The sequence below is a fragment of the Streptomyces sp. NBC_00247 genome (genome assembly GCF_036188265.1).
In the GTDB taxonomy this organism is placed as follows: domain Bacteria; phylum Actinomycetota; class Actinomycetes; order Streptomycetales; family Streptomycetaceae; genus Streptomyces.
Genome location: NZ_CP108093.1, coordinates 7,059,681 through 7,075,475 on the forward strand (window position 1 = coordinate 7,059,681; position 15,795 = coordinate 7,075,475).

Annotated in this window: 15 protein-coding genes; 9 read left to right on the plus strand and 6 right to left on the minus strand. The window is 72.8% G+C overall.

The window, feature by feature from the left end; genetic code table 11:
- Positions 1-182: 182 nt before the first annotated feature.
- Positions 183-1,208, minus strand: a complete 1,026-nt coding sequence (locus OHT52_RS30110) for a PRC and DUF2382 domain-containing protein (RefSeq protein ID WP_328723334.1) — start codon at positions 1,206-1,208, stop codon at positions 183-185.
- 375 nt (positions 1,209-1,583) lie between these two features.
- Here OHT52_RS30110 and OHT52_RS30115 point away from each other — a divergent pair, with 375 nt between their 5' ends.
- Positions 1,584-2,306, plus strand: a complete 723-nt coding sequence (locus OHT52_RS30115) for an adenosylcobinamide amidohydrolase (RefSeq protein WP_443046826.1) — start codon at positions 1,584-1,586, stop codon at positions 2,304-2,306.
- Positions 2,307-2,328: 22 nt separating this feature from the next.
- Here the strand turns inward: OHT52_RS30115 and OHT52_RS30120 are convergent, their stop codons facing one another.
- Positions 2,329-3,540, minus strand: a complete 1,212-nt coding sequence (locus tag OHT52_RS30120; RefSeq protein WP_328723985.1) for a sulfite oxidase — start codon at positions 3,538-3,540, stop codon at positions 2,329-2,331.
- A gap of 290 nt (positions 3,541-3,830) precedes the next feature.
- On the opposite strand from OHT52_RS30120, the gene OHT52_RS30125 reads away from it, so the two are divergent.
- Positions 3,831-4,757 (plus strand): oxidoreductase, encoded by a 927-nt coding sequence (locus OHT52_RS30125; RefSeq protein ID WP_328723335.1) that lies wholly within the window; start codon positions 3,831-3,833, stop codon positions 4,755-4,757.
- A gap of 192 nt (positions 4,758-4,949) precedes the next feature.
- Here the strand turns inward: OHT52_RS30125 and OHT52_RS30130 are convergent, their stop codons facing one another.
- A complete protein-coding gene (locus OHT52_RS30130; RefSeq protein WP_328723336.1) occupies positions 4,950-5,822 on the minus strand; it encodes an RNA polymerase sigma factor SigF in 873 nt (290 codons plus the stop codon).
- A 390-nt stretch (positions 5,823-6,212) separates the two neighbouring features.
- Here OHT52_RS30130 and OHT52_RS30135 point away from each other — a divergent pair, with 390 nt between their 5' ends.
- Positions 6,213-7,004, plus strand: a complete 792-nt coding sequence (locus OHT52_RS30135) for a GNAT family N-acetyltransferase (protein WP_328723337.1) — start codon at positions 6,213-6,215, stop codon at positions 7,002-7,004.
- A gap of 137 nt (positions 7,005-7,141) precedes the next feature.
- On the opposite strand, the gene OHT52_RS30140 is transcribed toward OHT52_RS30135, so the two are convergent.
- Together OHT52_RS30140 and OHT52_RS30145 are read right to left on the minus strand one after the other, a co-directional pair.
- Complete coding sequence (locus tag OHT52_RS30140; RefSeq protein ID WP_328723338.1) at positions 7,142-7,276, minus strand: hypothetical protein; 135 nt, start codon at positions 7,274-7,276, stop codon at positions 7,142-7,144.
- A 121-nt stretch (positions 7,277-7,397) separates the two neighbouring features.
- Complete coding sequence (locus OHT52_RS30145) at positions 7,398-7,562, minus strand: hypothetical protein (RefSeq protein WP_328723339.1); 165 nt, start codon at positions 7,560-7,562, stop codon at positions 7,398-7,400.
- Positions 7,563-7,666: 104 nt separating this feature from the next.
- Here OHT52_RS30145 and OHT52_RS30150 point away from each other — a divergent pair, with 104 nt between their 5' ends.
- The 6 genes from OHT52_RS30150 (at position 7,667) to OHT52_RS30175 (ending at position 14,884) form a co-directional block, all read left to right on the plus strand.
- Positions 7,667-8,338 (plus strand): TetR family transcriptional regulator, encoded by a 672-nt coding sequence (locus OHT52_RS30150; protein WP_328723340.1) that lies wholly within the window; start codon positions 7,667-7,669, stop codon positions 8,336-8,338.
- Positions 8,335-9,111 (plus strand): SDR family NAD(P)-dependent oxidoreductase, encoded by a 777-nt coding sequence (locus tag OHT52_RS30155; protein WP_328723341.1) that lies wholly within the window; start codon positions 8,335-8,337, stop codon positions 9,109-9,111. Before OHT52_RS30150 ends, OHT52_RS30155 begins: the two co-directional genes overlap by 4 nt.
- A 139-nt stretch (positions 9,112-9,250) precedes the next feature.
- A complete protein-coding gene (locus tag OHT52_RS30160) occupies positions 9,251-10,291 on the plus strand; it encodes an NAD(P)-dependent alcohol dehydrogenase (RefSeq protein WP_328723342.1) in 1,041 nt (346 codons plus the stop codon).
- 448 nt (positions 10,292-10,739) lie between these two features.
- Positions 10,740-11,069: a DUF6191 domain-containing protein gene (locus tag OHT52_RS30165; RefSeq protein WP_328723343.1), complete on the plus strand. Its 330-nt coding sequence runs from the start codon at positions 10,740-10,742 to the stop codon at positions 11,067-11,069.
- 105 nt (positions 11,070-11,174) lie between these two features.
- Positions 11,175-12,800 (plus strand): ISAzo13 family transposase, encoded by a 1,626-nt coding sequence (locus OHT52_RS30170; protein WP_328723344.1) that lies wholly within the window; start codon positions 11,175-11,177, stop codon positions 12,798-12,800.
- A 356-nt stretch (positions 12,801-13,156) separates the two neighbouring features.
- Complete coding sequence (locus OHT52_RS30175; RefSeq protein WP_328723345.1) at positions 13,157-14,884, plus strand: ABC-F family ATP-binding cassette domain-containing protein; 1,728 nt, start codon at positions 13,157-13,159, stop codon at positions 14,882-14,884.
- Positions 14,885-14,999: 115 nt separating this feature from the next.
- On the opposite strand, the gene OHT52_RS30180 is transcribed toward OHT52_RS30175, so the two are convergent.
- On the minus strand, positions 15,000-15,482 hold the full coding sequence (locus OHT52_RS30180) for an NUDIX domain-containing protein (protein WP_328723346.1): 483 nt from the start codon (positions 15,480-15,482) through the stop codon (positions 15,000-15,002).
- Positions 15,483-15,795: the final 313 nt, after the last annotated feature.

Genomic DNA, 15,795 nt, shown 5'->3' on the forward strand with positions numbered 1-15,795 from the left:
GATACATCCAGTGTCGGGGTGACCCTCCGCCGTGCGATCGCACGCACCGGACGCCGCCGGACCCGCCCTCCGGACGGACGGCGCCACTTTCGACACACGCCCTCGGGGCGGATCCGTCACTTCGGATCCGCCCCGAACCCCGCCCGTTCACACCCCCGGTCCGCCGCCGGGGGCGGACCGGGTCAGCGGCGCCTTCCCTGTCCGAACTCGCCGCCCGTGTCCTTGCCGGTGCCGGTGCCGGTGTCCATCCCGTCCCCGTAGTCGATCTTCTCCTTGCGGACCTCGGCGGAGACCTCCTTCTGTTCGGTCACCCGGTCCCGTTCCAGCCGTACGCGTTCCACGGCCACGGCCTCCTTGCGCACGGTCGCGCGCTCGGCGTGCAGGGTCACCTCCACGTCCTGCTCGCCGATGGCGGTCTGACCGGTCACCTTCTCGCCCGGCGCCAGCGGCTCCCGGACCACGCGTACCTCCTCGTGCGAGACGGGCACCGTGCGGGTGACCTCCTCCGTCACGACGTACTTGTGCAGGCGGGCCCTCCCGCTCTCGTACTCCTCCGTCCCGACGCGCAGCTGCTCCTCGGAGCGGATGAGTTCCTCCTGGCCGGCGAGACCGGCCTTCGACATGTCGGGAGCGGAGCGCTCCGCTCCGGCGCCCACCAGCGGCCGGGTTCCGGCCGCGGCATCGGCGTCCCGGTGCTTGCCGGCGCCCGGCATGCCCGTGCCCGTCATGCCCGCGGTACCGCCGGTCGCCTTGCCGGTGCCGCCCGGGCGGGCCGCGCCCGCCGCTCCCGCACCCGCGGCGGCTCCGGCCGCGCCCCCCATCGCGCCCGTACCGGCCGTCGTCCGGCCGTCCGCGCCCATGTCCGTACCCGCGGTACTCCTGGGCTTCCTCGTGAGTCCGTAGTGGCGGTAGAGCTCTTCCTCCTCGGCGACGGAGAGGTGGGCGTCCGCGTCCACCCGGGGAGCGTCCTTCACGCTCTCCTTCGGGTGCGCCACGTGCAGGTCCGAGCCGACCCGACGGGCTCCGGCGAGCGGAACGAAGCTCTCCTTCATCCCGAACATGCCGGTCTTGACCGTGACCCAGTCGGGCTTGCCGGTGTCGTCGTCGACGTACACCCGGCCGACATTGCCGACCTTCTCGCCCCCGTTGTCGTAGACGGTGAGACCGTCGAGCTCTCCGGAATCCGTGAAACCGTCAGCGGCTGCCATGACCGATGCCTCCTCGCCCGGACGCGTCCTGTGGTGGGTCCACTCAGGTGCGGCACGCCCGGTTCCATCGCGCCTCACCCGGATGGCCCCTGCAACCCCCCGGCCGTCCTGGCCCGGGCGGCCGGGGCGCGTGGCGCCCGCCCCGGCCCGCGCCCGCCGGGAAAGGTGACCCGGACCACTCGTTAGGCCATACGGGTGACTGGCCCTGGTGGCGGCCCGGCGACAGACCGCCCGGGGACCCCGGCCGGGACCCCGGACGGGCGGCGACCGGGCGGTGCCCCGCCGACCGGGGCCCCGCATAGGATCGTCCGGCCATCGTCGTCCGTACCGGCGAGCCGTCCGCCACGGCCGCCGCCGCACACCCAGGGAACCGCCATCACCTCCCTCCCCCTCCAGCTCCCGGCGCCGCGCAGGCGTCTGCGCATCCGGCACGAGGACGGCCACCGGCTGGGCCATCTGGTCTGGCGGCTGGCCCCCGGCAGCCGCGTCTGCAGCAGCGCGGTCCTGGGCGGCGGCATCGGCGACCGCGCCTGGATCCTCAACGCCCAGGTGCCCGGCGGTTACCCGAGGCTCGACCCCGACCGGCACCTCGCCCAGATCGCGGCGGCGGAGGGTCTCGACGGACCGGGCGCCGGACTCATGACCGCCGCCGACGTGAGCGCGTACACCGAGGCGCGGGACGAGGGGGTGACGGCCACCGTCACCAGCGGCCTCGGCGTACGCGGCTGGGCAGCCGCACCGGCACCGGGCACGGCCGGCCCGCTGCCGGCCGGGACGGTCAACATCGTCGTCACGCTCCCGGTCGCCCTCAGCGACGCCGCCCTGGTCAACGCAGTCGCCACCGCCACCGAGGCAAAGGTGCAGGCGCTCCTGGACGCCGGACTCGACTGCTCCGGCACCCCCACGGACGCCGTCTGCGTCGCCGTGCCCGCCCCGGGGCCCGAGGGCGCGCAACCGTTCGCCGGACCCCGCTCCCGCTGGGGCGCACGCCTGGCGAGGGCGGTGCACGCGGCCGTACTCGAAGGTGCGCTGGCCCACCCGCGCGAGGGGCGTGAGCGGAGCCGTCCGGGCGGTGGTCCCGGGGGCGCCCGCGGATGACGGACCGCCGGGCCGCCGCCCCTCAGACCACCGTCACCGGGTGGCGGACCACCGCGTCGAAGAGGTACCCCTGCGTGTTGTGCGCGGCGGTCTCCGGCTGGGTCCGCCCGGACCGGTCGGTGGCCCGCGCCAGCAGGACGCCCGGCCCGGTACGGTCCGGCACCCACGGAGCCGACCAGCGCACCCAGCTTCCCGCGCGCGGTTCGTCGCGCAGCCGGGCCCGGCGCCAGCGGACGCCGCCGTCCGTGCTGACCTCCACGGACCGGACCGGGGCCCCGCCCGACCAGGACCTCCCCGTCAGGTGGACCGGCCGGTGCGCGGTGAAGGACGCGCCGAGCGGGAGCTCGAAGGCGCTCTTGAGCGTCTGCCGGGTCAGCGGGGCGCTGCCCTCAGCGGGATAGCCGGGTCCGAACAGCCGGTAGAGCGTGGTGTTCCACGGGGACACCAGCGGCTCGGCGCTCACCTCGATGTCGCCCACCCACTTGATGTTGGCGATGCCCACCCACGAGGGCACGACGAGCCGGACCGGGAAGCCGTGGTCCGGCGGGAGCGGCTCACCGTTCATCTCGTAGGCGAGCAGCACGTCGTCCAGGGCCTTGGACACCGGCAGCGGCCGCCGCACCCGCCCCAGGTTCGTCCCGTCGGTCACGACCTCCGCGTCCACGCCGCGCGGCAGCACGTCGACGGCGTGCCGGCCGATGCCCGCCCGGCGCAGGACGGTACGCAGCGGCACTCCGCGCCAGCGCGCGGTACCGATCGCGCCGAGCGTCCACGCCGTGCCGCTGACCTGCTGGTTCTGCTGGGAGGTGTAGAAGCTGCGGCCGTTGCCCGCGCACTCGACGAACGCGGTCCGGGTGACGGAGGGCAGGGCGCGCAAGGCGTCGTACGAGAAGTCCACCGGGGCGCCCGTCAGCCCGTCGCCCCACACGGTGAGCTTCCAGTCGGCGGCCTCGATACGAGGGGTCGCGGTGTGGTTGCGCACGAAGAAGCGGTCCGTGGGAGTGAGTACTCCCGTCCCGCGCAGCGCGGCGAAGTTGGTCTCCGCGTTGGTGCCCCGGATCGTGAACAGGTCCGCGGGCAGCGGCTTCACCACACCGGGCAGCGACTCCGCCGCGTACGCGGGTGCGGCGGCCGAGGCCAGCGGAACGGCCACGGAGGCGGCGGCCACCAGCCTCAGCAGATCCCGCCGGTCGATCCCGGCCGACCGTGCCCGGCCACCGGCCCACTGGCGCATGCGCGTCCGGTCGTACGCGGACTCGGTCAGCGGTGCGTGAACCACGAGTGCTCCTCAGGATGCGGAGAAGGGGTGCCGACGCGGCTTCGCCGCAGGCCGGTTACGGACCGTAGGGCGAGCCGCGCAGGTCGGGAAGGCGCTCGCCCGACCTGCCACGAACCTGCAATGTGGCGGCAACACCGGGGCACCGGCCGCGGGGCGCCCGGCTGCTCGACGAGCGTTTCCCCCGCGGGCCGGTCGAGGGGCGAAAGGTTTTGCCCGGAACCCCGTACCGCACCGAACATGGCGCCATGACCTCACCCACCATCACAGCGGCTGCCTCGGGCACCTGGACCCTCGGCGACCGGACGGTCAACCGGATCGGCTTCGGCTCCATGCGGCTGCCGCAGACCGGCGCCGCGTTCGACCCCGACGCCGCCCCGCGCGACCGCGACCAGGCGATCGGCGTGCTGCGCCGGGCAGTCGAGCTCGGCGTCAACCACATCGACACCGCGGCCTTCTACTTCTCGCGCCTGCGCTCCGCCAACGAACTGATCAACCGGGCGCTCGCGCCCTATACGGACGACCTCGTCATCTCCACCAAGGTGGGCCCCGGCCGTGCCCCTTCGGGCGAGTGGATCCCGCACGCGACCCCGGAACGGCTGCGCGAGCAGGTCGAGGAGAACCTGCGCCAGCTCGGCCGCGACCATCTCGACGTCGTCAACCTCCGGGTACTGGGTGCGGATTCGATCGCCGAACGCTTCGGCGCGCTCGCCGAACTGCGCGAGCGTGGACTCATCCGCCACCTGGGCATCTCCAACGTGCGCCCCGAGCACCTCGCCGAGGCGCGGAAGATCGCCCCCGTGGTGTGCGTACAGAATCTCTACGGAATCCAAGTACGCCCCGACCAGGACGAGTTCGTCGACAGCTGCGGGGAGCAGGGCATCGCCTTCGTGCCGTTCTACTCGATCGCCGGCGCCGGTCGCGACAAGGGAGCCGGTGCGGCACCGGAGCGGGACGAGGTGGCGGAAGTCGCGCGGGCGCACGGCGCGAGTGCCGCCCAGGTCCGGCTGGCATGGACGCTGCACCGCGGCCCGCACGTGCTGGCCATCCCCGGCACCGGCGATCCGGCGCACCTGGAGGAGAACGTGGCCGCCGGGGCCCTGCGTCTGACGAAGGAGGATCTGGCCCTGCTGGACGCCGCCCACCACGCGGCCACCCCGCCCGCCGGGACCTGAGCGTACCGAGGCGGTTCTCCGCCCCGCGTCCCCCTCCGCCGTTCCGGGGCGCGGGGAGAGCGGCACGTGCGAAGGGGGCGCGGGGAGAGCGGCACGTGCGAAGGGGGCGGGGAGAGCGGCACGTGCGAAGGGCGCGACCTGAAGGCCGCGCCCCTCGCTCTCCCCTGCCGGACGGTGCCCGTCCCGGCGGGGTCACTCCTCGGTCAGCATTCCGTCGCGCAGCTTGCGCAGCATCCGGCTGAGCAGCCGGGACACGTGCATCTGGGAGATGCCCAGTTCGGCACCGATCTGGGCTTGCGTCAGCTCCTGGCCGAAGCGCATGTCGATGATCCGGCGCTCCCGCGCGTCCAGCCGGTCCATGAGCGGGGCGAGCGCCTGGAGGTTCTCCACGCCCTCCATGGCGGAGTCCGGCTCGCCGAGCACGTCGGCGAAGGTCCGGCCGTTCGTGTGCGGGTGGCCCGACTCACCGCTGTCGGTGGGCATGTCGAGCGAACCCGCGGTGTAGCCGTTCGAGGCGACGATGCCCTCCGTGACCTCCTCGGGGGTCAGCTCCAGATGGGCGGCGAGTTCCTGGACCGTCGGGTCGCGGTCCAGCTCCAGGGCGAGGAGGTCCTTCGCCTTGGCGAGGTCGACCCGCAGCTCCTGGAGTCGCCGGGGCACGTGGACGGCCCAGCTGGTGTCACGGAAGAAGCGTTTGATCTCGCCGACGATGTACGGCACGGCGAAGGAGGTGAACTCCACTTCGCGCGAGAGGTCGAAGCGGTCGATTGCCTTGATCAGGCCGATGGTGCCGACCTGGACGATGTCCTCCATGTCCCCGCTGCCCCGGTTGCGGAACCGGCCGGCGGCGAAGCGGACGAGAGAGAGGTTCATCTCGATCAGCGTGTTCCGCGCGTACTGGTACGCGTGGGTACCCTCTTCGAGCTCCTGGAGGCGGTCGAAGAACACGCGCGAGAGCTGGCGCGCGTCCTGAGGGGCGACCTTCCCTGCGTCCTCGATCCACGGCAGCCCGTCCGTCACCTCCGCCCTGCCCGCGCTGGTGATCCGTGCCGTGTGTGCGGTCATCCCGTCACGCTCCCCTGGTCGAAGGCCCTCAGGTACTGGCACCTTCCCCGGGCCGGGAGGCTCATGCGCCGTCAGCGAAAGGGATCAGGACAGGAGTTCGGGATTGGCCTGGAAGCGACGGTGTCAGCGCGGACCCGCCGTCACCGGCGGGGCCGAGGGCCCTTCGGCGTACAGAACCGCCCCACCGGTACGGGGGAGCCCGGTGGGGCGGTCGCCACCAGAGTGCCACAGGTGGGCGCCGCGGGGAGGCGTACCGGCCAGGCTTCCCCCGTCCGTGACGATGCCCACCGTCCGAGCGGGGAATATCCGGATCGCCGTAGGCGCTTTCCGCCAGATGCGGTGTCACGGTCCGGCGCCGCGCCCACCGAGGAACACCGGAGCGAGGAAAGCATGTCCGAGGTCTACGTCACCGATCACCGCGGAGCCCCCGCGAGCAGGGGGAGCGGCACGGTGGGCGCACCCGCCCCCGCGCGGGAGAGTTCCGGTCATCCCCTCCACCCCCTGGACAACCCGTCCCTCTCCGCACTGACCGGTAGCCAGGCGCACTTCGCCGAACGGCTCGGACGCGTCGCGCGCTTCCCCGCCGACGTGGCACCCTGGTTCGCGCTTCCCCAGGAGCCCGACGCGCGGGACTGGGCGGACGCCGCCGCACTCGCCGGGCCCGGCGCCCCGGTCGCGCTCATGGGCGTGCAGCAGGCCCCGCCCCTGGACTGGGAGATCGAATTCGAGATCGAGGGCGTGCAGCTGACCGGCGAGGGGCTGCGCCCGGAGCCGTACCCCGAAGCGGTGCTCCTCGGCGCCGAGGACGTACCGGACATGCTGGCCCTGGTCGACCGCACCCGTCCCGGCCCCTTCCTGTCGCGCACCGTCGAGCTCGGTACGTATCTGGGTGTCCGGCGCGAAGGGGTACTGGTCGCGATGGCGGGGGAACGGGTGCGACCGGCGGGCTGGAGCGAGATCAGCGCGGTCTGCACCGACGAGTCCGTTCGGGGCCAGGGCCTCGCGACCCGGCTGGTCCTGGCCGTCGCCCACGCGATCACGGAGCGCGGTGACATCCCGTTCCTGCATGCCGCGGCCGAGAACACCGGGGCCGTCCGGCTCTACGAGTCACTCGGCTTCCGTCTGCGCCGCACCACCGTGTTCCGGGGGGCGACGACCCCCGCGGTCCTGCCCGCCCGCTGACCTGCGTCTGACGGCGGACCTCGTCCCCCGGCCGGGTCGCCGGGGGCACCGAGGCCGGGCCGCGGCGCCCCGCCCCGCCCCGTACGTACGCGTACCCACGGGGCGGGGCGCCGTGGCGACCCGGCCGGACGCGCCGGTCAGGAGGCCGGGTCGACCAGGCGGAACATGCCGGTCATGTCGCCGGGCGTGAACCCCTCGTCCGTGCAGAGCGCCGCACCCTCCCCGGTGGAGAAGAGCCCGACGAAGGCGGGCGCGGGCGCGGTGGCCCGCACGTGGTCCAGGAGCCGGCGCAGCAGCAGTCTCCCGATCCCCTCACCCTGACGGGAAGGATGACCGCCAGGTCCTGCACGGAGAAGTAGGAGACGCCGTCGCCCACCAGGCGTCCCATGCCGATCACCTCCTCGCCGTCCAGTGCGACGACACCGGCCGTGGAGCCGGCGAGGGAGGCGGCCAGGAAATCCCGGGCGAAGGCGTGGACCAGCCCACCGCCTCCGCGATCCTCCGGTGTTCGTCCACGGTGGGCAGCCGGTCGGCCAGGACGAGGTCGGCGCGTGTCATGGGGCGGATCATCCGACAGACCCGTCGAGCGGTGTCCCACCGCCTCCAAAAGTCCCGGCGCGACATGTGTCCCACTGCGACATTTTTAGGTGTACGGTGCAGACATGAGCACGGAGCAGAGGGAACCGGAGAGGCGGGGCCGCAAGGCACGCCGGACCCGGGACACGCTGGCCCGAGCCGCGTTCGAGCTCGTACTCGACCGGGGCCTGCGCACGGTGACGGTCGAGGAGATCGCGGAAGCGGCCGACGTCGACCGGCGCACCTTCAGCCGGTACTTCCGGAGCAAGGAGGACGCGGTCCTCGACGCCGTACGCGGCGACGGCGACCGCATCAACGAGGCCCTGCGCGCCAGGCCCGCCCACGAGCCCCCGCTCACCGCCTACCGGCGTGCCGTGCTCGACTGGCTCGACGACACCGCCGCCGGGCCCTGGCACCTGCGCCCCCGGATCTTCGACCTGCTGGTCATGGCCGAGGAGGAACCGACCCTCTACGCGGCGTACCACCACATCAGGGTGGACGCCCAGGAGGAATCCGTCGGCATCCTCGCCGACCGGCTCGGCGTGGACCGCCGCGAGGACATCCGTCCCGCGGTGACGGTCGCCGCGGGGGCCGGAGCCCTGCTCGCCGCGCAGGCCGCATGGGTCCGCGGAGGTCTCCCGGCGGCCCTGCCCGAACTCGTGGTCCAGGCGTTCGACGCCCTCTCCTCGGACCTTCTGACCCCGGCCCCACAAGGGCCGGCGCACCGCAGCACCACAGAAAGAAGCACCACGCCATGAGCACTGACCTCACCCTTTCCTACGCGACCGAGTTCACCGGCAAAGTCGCCCTGGTCACCGGCGGTGCCTCCGGCATCGGCCTGGCGCTGTCGAAGCGCCTCGCGGCCGGCGGCGCGGCGGTCGTCGTCGCCGACTACGACGAGGAGAGCGCCCGCAAGGCCGTCGCGGAGCTGACCGCCACCGGCGCCCGCGCCGCCGCCGTCCGCATGGACGTCACCGACCCGGCTTCCGTCGACGCGGGCGTCCGGTTCGCCGTCGACACCTTCGGGGCCCTGCACCTCGCCGTGAACAACGCCGGCATCGGCGGCCCCGCCGCCCCGACCGGCGAGTACGCCGTCGAGGACTGGAACCGCGTCGTCGCCACCAACCTCAGCGGCGTCTTCCACTCGATGCGCTACGAGATCCCGGAGCTGCTCAAGACCGGCGGCGGTGCCATCGTCAACATCTCCTCCATCCTCGGCACCAACGGCTTCGCCCAGTCCCCGGCCTACGTCGCCGCCAAGCACGGCGTCGTCGGCCTGACCAAGACGGCGGCCCTGGAGTACGCGGCACAGAACATCCGCGTCAACGCCGTGGGCCCGGGCTTCATCGACACCCCGCTGCTGCGCAACACCGACGGCCCCGCGCGCGACCACCTGATCTCGCTCCACCCCGCGGGCCGTCTGGGCACGTCGGAGGAGGTCGCCGAGCTGGCCGCGTTCCTGCTCTCCGACCGCGCTTCCTTCGTCCACGGCAGCTACCACCTGGTCGACGGCGGCTACTCCGCCTCCTGACCGCCTCCTCCTGGACAAGCGCCAGGGGTGACGGGGGCACAGCAAGACGGGGGCACAGCAAGAGGGGCGCGTCACCCGCCGACCGGCCGTAACCCGGCCGGAAGCGGGGGCGGGCCCGGTACAGAACAGAGGGAGAACCATGAAGGCAGTTCAGTACCGCACCGTCGGCGCGGCACCCGAGGTCGTAGAGATTCCGAAGCCCGTGCCCGGACCGGGACAGGTCCTGCTGAAGGTCACCGCGGCCGGTGTCTGCCACTCCGACATCGCCGTGATGAGCTGGTCCGCCGAAGAACTCACCTACCCGCTGCCGCTCACCCTGGGCCACGAGGGCGTGGGTACCGTCGTCGAGCTGGGCGAGGGCGCCCAGGGCGTCTCGGTCGGGGACAACGTCGCCGTCTACGGCCCCTGGGGCTGCGGCACCTGCGTGAACTGCGCCGAGGGCCGGGAGAACTACTGCCTGCGCGCGGCGGAGCTCGGCATCATGCCGCCCGGCCTCGGCAACCCCGGCGCCATGGCCGAGTACATGATCGTCGACGACACCCGCCACCTCGTCCCGATCGGCGATCTCGACCCGGTCAAGACGGTGTCCCTGACCGACGCCGGACTCACGCCCTACCACGCGATCAAGCGTTCGCTGCCGAAGCTGCTGCCCGGCGCCACCGCCGTCGTCATCGGCACCGGCGGCCTCGGGCACGTCGCCATCCAGCTGCTGCGCGCGATGACCGCGGTCAAGGTCATCGCCCTCGACGTCACCGAGGAGAAGCTGGAGCTGGCCCGCAAGGTCGGCGCCCACGAGACCGTGCTCTCCGACGAGAACGCAGCCGCCAAGGTGCGCGAGCTCACCGGCGGGACCGGTGCCAAGGTCGTGCTGGACTTCGTCGGCGTCCCCCCGACCGTGAAGACGGCCGGAGAGGTCGCCTCCGTGGACAGCGACGTCACCATCGTCGGCATCGGCGGCGGTCTCCTGCCCGTCGGCTTCGGCGTTCTGCCGTTCGCCACCTCGGTCACCGCGCCGTACTGGGGCTCCCGCAAGGAGCTCGCCGAGGTCATCGAGCTGGCGCACGCCGGCGCCGTCGACGTCCACGTCGAGACGTACTCCATCGACGAGGCACCGCTCGCCTACGAGCGTCTGCACGACGGCAAGATCAACGGCCGGGCGGTCATCCTGCCCAACGGCTGACACACACCCCGGGTCCCGTCCGTCCTCCCCCCGGGACGGGCGGGGCCCGGTCCCTTCGTCGCTCGTACGGGACCGGGGTACGGAGCAACCCGACGCGGGCCGCCGAACCACGGTGACGGCCCGCGTCGGCGTGTCCGGGAAGCGGAGGGCGGACCTTCGCCGGAGGGCAGGGTGAGGGTGTCCTCGAAGCAGTAGCTGCCTCGGAGCACGGAACAGCGCCGAGACCGCCTCCGGACCCACCGCGGCTCGTCGTGCCGCGGCCCTCCGGCTGCGCCGTGTCTCTACGGGGAAAGTCCGGCGGCGGCTTCGCCGCAATCCGCCTCTCGCCTCCAGACACGCCAACGGCTGGCCTCCTCCCTTCGCCGGGCGGCGACGTCGGGGACGGCCTCGGCGGGGCGGTGCTGTTCGATCAGTGCCCTCCGCCCGCACTCGCGGTCATACTGCGGCCATGGGATTCGCCGCGCTGCTCACGCTCCCCACCCTCGTGGTCGGTCTGACCGTGCTTGCCTTCGTCGACCAGCTGATGCTGCGCGGCTCCCGCGCTGGTGTCCTGCCCTGGCGGAACGGTGCCCGGCGGGGCCAGGTCTCCGCGACCGGGTTCGAGCAGCTGCACGCCACCTTCTCGCCCGGCAAGCAGAGCGAGCTGAAGGAACGCACCAGCGCCCTGCTGATGCGTGACGACGAGGAGGACGGCGCCCCGCCGCACCGCTCGACCGTTGACCTGGAGGGCGGCCGGGCCGTCATCCGCCTGCCGGGCTCGGCCCCGGGGCGCGACTGAACGCGGCGGTCCGCCGTATTCCCGGAGACGTCCGTCGGCCCGTTCCCCTAAGGGATTGCAGATCATCAAGGTGTTGCTTCCCGACCTGGGGCTCGTTGGTCTGGTATGCGCATCCCGGACGAGACCCGTGACCAACTCTTCGCAAAGTTCGCGGTGTTGTTCCCACATCTGGACGAGCGGCAGCGACGGCTGCTGATAGGAACCGAGGCCCGGCTGCTGGGGCATGGTGGCATCCGCGCTGTCGCCCGGGCGGCCCAGGTCAGCGAGACGACGGTCCGCAACGGCGTGTTCGAGCTGGAATCCGGAGAGGAGCCGTTGGGGCGGGTCCGGCGTCCCGGCGGAGGACGCAAACGGGTCGCCGATCTGGATCCGGGGCTGCGGCCGGCACTACTGGCGCTGGTCGAGCCCGAGGAGAGAGGCGACCCGATGTCGCCGCTGCGGTGGACGGTGAAATCGACCCGTACGCTCGCTGCGGAGCTGGCCCGGGCCGGGCACCGGATCAGCGCCGATACCGTGGGCGACCTGCTGCGGCAGGAAGGCTTCAGTCTTCAGGCCAACGCGAAGAAGCTCGAGGGCAGTCAGCATCCGGACCGGGACGCCCAGTTCCGCTACCTCAACGAGCAGGCCCGCAACTACCGGGACGCCGGCCAGCCGGTCATCAGCGTGGACACCAAGAAGAAGGAGCTCGTCGGCGTCTTCAAGAACAGCGGCCGCCAGTGGCGTCCTACCGGCGAGCCTGTCCCGGTCAGCGTCCACGACTTCGCCGACCCGCAGCTGGGCAAAGCCGTCCCCTACGGGATCTACGATCTGACCGCGAACACCGGCTGGGTCAACGTCGGCACCGATCACGACACCGCCGCGTTCGCAGTGGAATCGATCCGCCGCTGGTGGCACGGCCAGGGCCAGGCTGCCTACCCGCGGGCGACACGGCTGCTGATCACCGCCGACGCCGGCGGATCCAACGGCTACCGCACCCGGTCCTGGAAGCTCGAGCTGGCCCAACTCGCAGCTGAAACCGGGCTGACGATCACCGTGTGTCACCTACCACCAGGCACATCGAAGTGGAACAAGATCGAGCACCGGCTCTTCTCGCACATCACCATGAACTGGAACGGCCGCCCGCTGACCAGTCACGAAGTCATCGTGCAGTCGATCGCCGCGACCACCACCCGCACCGGACTGCGCGTGAGAGCCGAACTCGACACCAACACCTACCCGACCGGAGTCCGCATCAAAGACGCGGCAATGGCCGCCCTACCGCTGACCCGGCACGCGTTCCAGGGCGCCTGGAACTACGCACTGCACCCCCAACCATCACCGGGAATCCCGGCGGCCCGGGCCCCGAAGACGCCGGACCCGGAGTGGGACCAGGCCCTGCTCTCCGATTCAGCACTGACCGGGATGACCCGCCAGCAACTGAACGACCTCACCGAGACCCTGGCCCCGGACGGGGATACCCGGCGCGGTCGGCCGCCTCGGCTGGCCTTCGCCGACCAGGTCCTGGCCACCGTGCTCCACCTGCGGGACGCCCTGGCCGCAGAACCCCTCGCCGTGCTGTTCGGCACCAGCCGCACCGCGATGCACCGCACCCTCCTGAAGAACCGGCGACTGCTCGAGGCACACGGCATCACCATCCCACCGGCGACAACCCCACCCACGGCCCTCGCCGCCCTTCAGGACCGGGTCCAGGCACAGACCAGCGAGGACAACAAGATCAAGACGACGTGTTAATGATCTGCAAGCCCTAAGGGCTGTCCCGCAATTCCTGGCGGGTGCGCGACGACAGCTACGGCACCTCGCCGCGTTGTCGGAACGTCCACATACATCCAGTATGCGGACGCCCCTCCGCCTTGCGATGCACCGCATCTGACGCCGCGCACTGATCCACCACGAATTGCGGGACAGCCCTTACACTCGCGCCATGGGTTCGTACTTCTACTTCCGCTGATCCGCTCCGGTGAGGACCGTCGCGGCACCGCGCCGAGCGCGCTGTCCCGGTACCTCCGGCCGACCGGAACCAACCCCCGCCGCACGCCCGTCCCGACGGCCGTGTCCGGGTCCTCCCTCAGCGAAAGCATCAGATTCCCATGTCCGCAACGCACGACCGCTCCCAGATCACTCTCCGGGACGTCACGCTGGCCTACGGCGACCGGGTCGTCCTGGCGGGCGTCTCCCTCGCCGTCGGGGGCGGCGAACACGTCGCCGTCATCGGTGAGAACGGCTCTGGCAAGTCGACCCTGCTCCGGCTCATGTCCGGCGCCGAGGCCCCGGACGCCGGAGAGGTCGTCACCCGGTTCCCCGGCGGGGTCGGCCACCTCGCCCAGACCCTCGCCCTGGCGCCGCACCACACCGTGCAGGACGCCGTCGACACCGCCCTCGCCGAACTCCGCGCCCTGGAACACCGGATGCGCGAAGCCGAGGCCAGGCTGTCCGGGCCCGCCCCGGGGGCGGCGGACCTTGACGCCTACGGCGACCTGCTGACGGCCTATCAGGACCGTGGCGGGTACGAGGCCGACGCCCGCACCGACGCGGCGCTGCACGGCCTCGGACTCGCACACCTGACCCGCGACCGCCCCCTGGCCACCCTCTCCGGCGGCGAACAGTCCCGGCTGGCCCTCGCCTGCGTGCTGGCCGCCGCACCGGAGTCGCTCCTGCTCGACGAGCCGACCAACCACCTCGACGTGCCCGCCGTGCGCTGGCTGGAGGACCGCCTGCGCGCCCACCGGGGCACCCTCGTGGTGGTCACCCACGACCGCGCGTTCCTGGAGGCCACCACCAACGTCGTCCTGGAAGTGGACCGCGATCGGCGCGCCGTCACCCGCCACGGCGACGGCTGGCAGGGCTACCGGACGGCGAAGGCCGCGGCGCGGCGCCGCTGGGTGCAGGAGCACCAGGAGTGGCTCACCGAACTCGCCCGCGCCGAAGAGCTGGTGGAATCCGCCGGCCGACGGCTGCGCTCCTCCGGGAAGGATCCGGCGGAGGGATTCGGCAAGCACCGCCGCTCGCACGACGCCAAACTCTCCGGCAGGGTCAGGGCCGCGCGGACGCGCCGGGACGCGCTGCTCGCCACCCCCGTGCCCCCGCCGCCGGAGCCCTTGCGCTTCAGGGCGGGTCTCTCCCTCGCCACCGACGACACGGGTGCCACCGGCCCCGCGTACGCCACCCGCTCTGCGGACGGCGTGGAGGCCATGGGCGGCATCGAGGCCACGGGCGGCATCGACGCCATCGGCACCCCGGCGCCCGTGCTCGCGCTGGAGTCCGTCTCGGTGGGGGAGCGACTGCGCCTGCCCGCGCTCGACGTGCTGCCCGGGCAGCGTCTCCTGGTCGCCGGCCCGAACGGGGCGGGCAAGACCACTCTGCTCAGGGTGCTCGCGGGTGACCTCGCCCCCGACTCCGGGACGGTCGCCCGACGTGGCCGCGTCGGATACCTCCCCCAGGAGCTGCCGGCCAGGCTGACCCGCCGCTCGCTCCTCGCCACCTACGCGGCCGGCCGGCCGGGCGCGCCCGAGGAGTACGCGGCGGACCTGCTCGCCCTCGGACTGTTCCGCGCCGAGGACCTCGGCGTCGCGGTGTGCGACCTCTCCGTCGGCCAGCAGCGCAGACTCGCCCTCGCCCGGCTGGTGACCCGACCCGCCGACGTACTCGTCCTGGACGAACCGACCAACCACATCGCCCTCGACCTGGTCGAGGAACTGGAGGCCGCGCTCGCCGAGTACGGGGGAGCGGTCGTCGTGGTCTCCCACGACCGGGCTTTCCGCAGCCGGTTCACCGGAGACGTGCTGGAACTGCGCGACGGACGTCCCGTCGGCGCCTGACGGGCGACGGCCGGAGCGTGGTGCCGGCCCGGGGCGTGTTCGAAAGTCCCGACTGCCCGGCGACGCCCGAGCCGTCCCGGACACCCCGGGCCGGGGGGAAGGGGGCGGGAACCGCCTACCGCTCCAGGTGCGCCAGCAGCCGTTCCACGAAGACCCGCTGGCCGGTCACCAGCCGGGACGCCGCCTGCTCCGGGGTGCACCAGGCGACCCGGTCGATCTCGGGGAACTCCTGGACCACCCCCGAGCCCCTCGGCCACTCCATCGCGAAGGTGCCGTACACCGCCTCGGCCGTGTCCACCTCGCCCTCCACCGCCCAGATGACCACCGTCTTGCCGCTCGCCTGGCGGGACTGGCCCAGCGGCACCCAGAAGCCGTCCGGTACCGGCAGCCCGACCTCCTCCTCGAACTCCCGGCGGGCCGCCGTCTCCGCCGCCTCGCCGGGCTCGTACTCCCCCTTGGGGATCGACCACGCGGCGTCCTCCCGCCCGGCCCAGAACGGGCCTCCCATGTGCCCGAGCAGCACCTCCACACCTCTCTCGTCCGTCCCGGCCCCGGTCCGGTAGAGAAGGACCCCCGCACTGCGCTTGCTCATCGACATGTCGTCAATTCTCCGTACATCGCGCCTGCGTCGCCACCGGTTCGGGCATACCGGGCGCCTCGGAATCGGCCGCCCGCGCGGTCCCTGGGACGAGGGCGCCGAGGCGGTGTCGCGAAAGCGGTGCCGACGCGCCCCGGCCGTACTCTGTTGTCCCCGCCGTCACTCCCGCCCCCTGGCGCCGCCCGGGCGTCCCCGGCATGCTGTCCGCCACCAGAGCGTGTTCCGGAAGTCGCGCTGCCCGCCCTCCGGCTGGACAAAGCCGCATCCGGACCACGCCCCGGCGCTGATGAACCGTCCAACCCGCCTCTCAGCA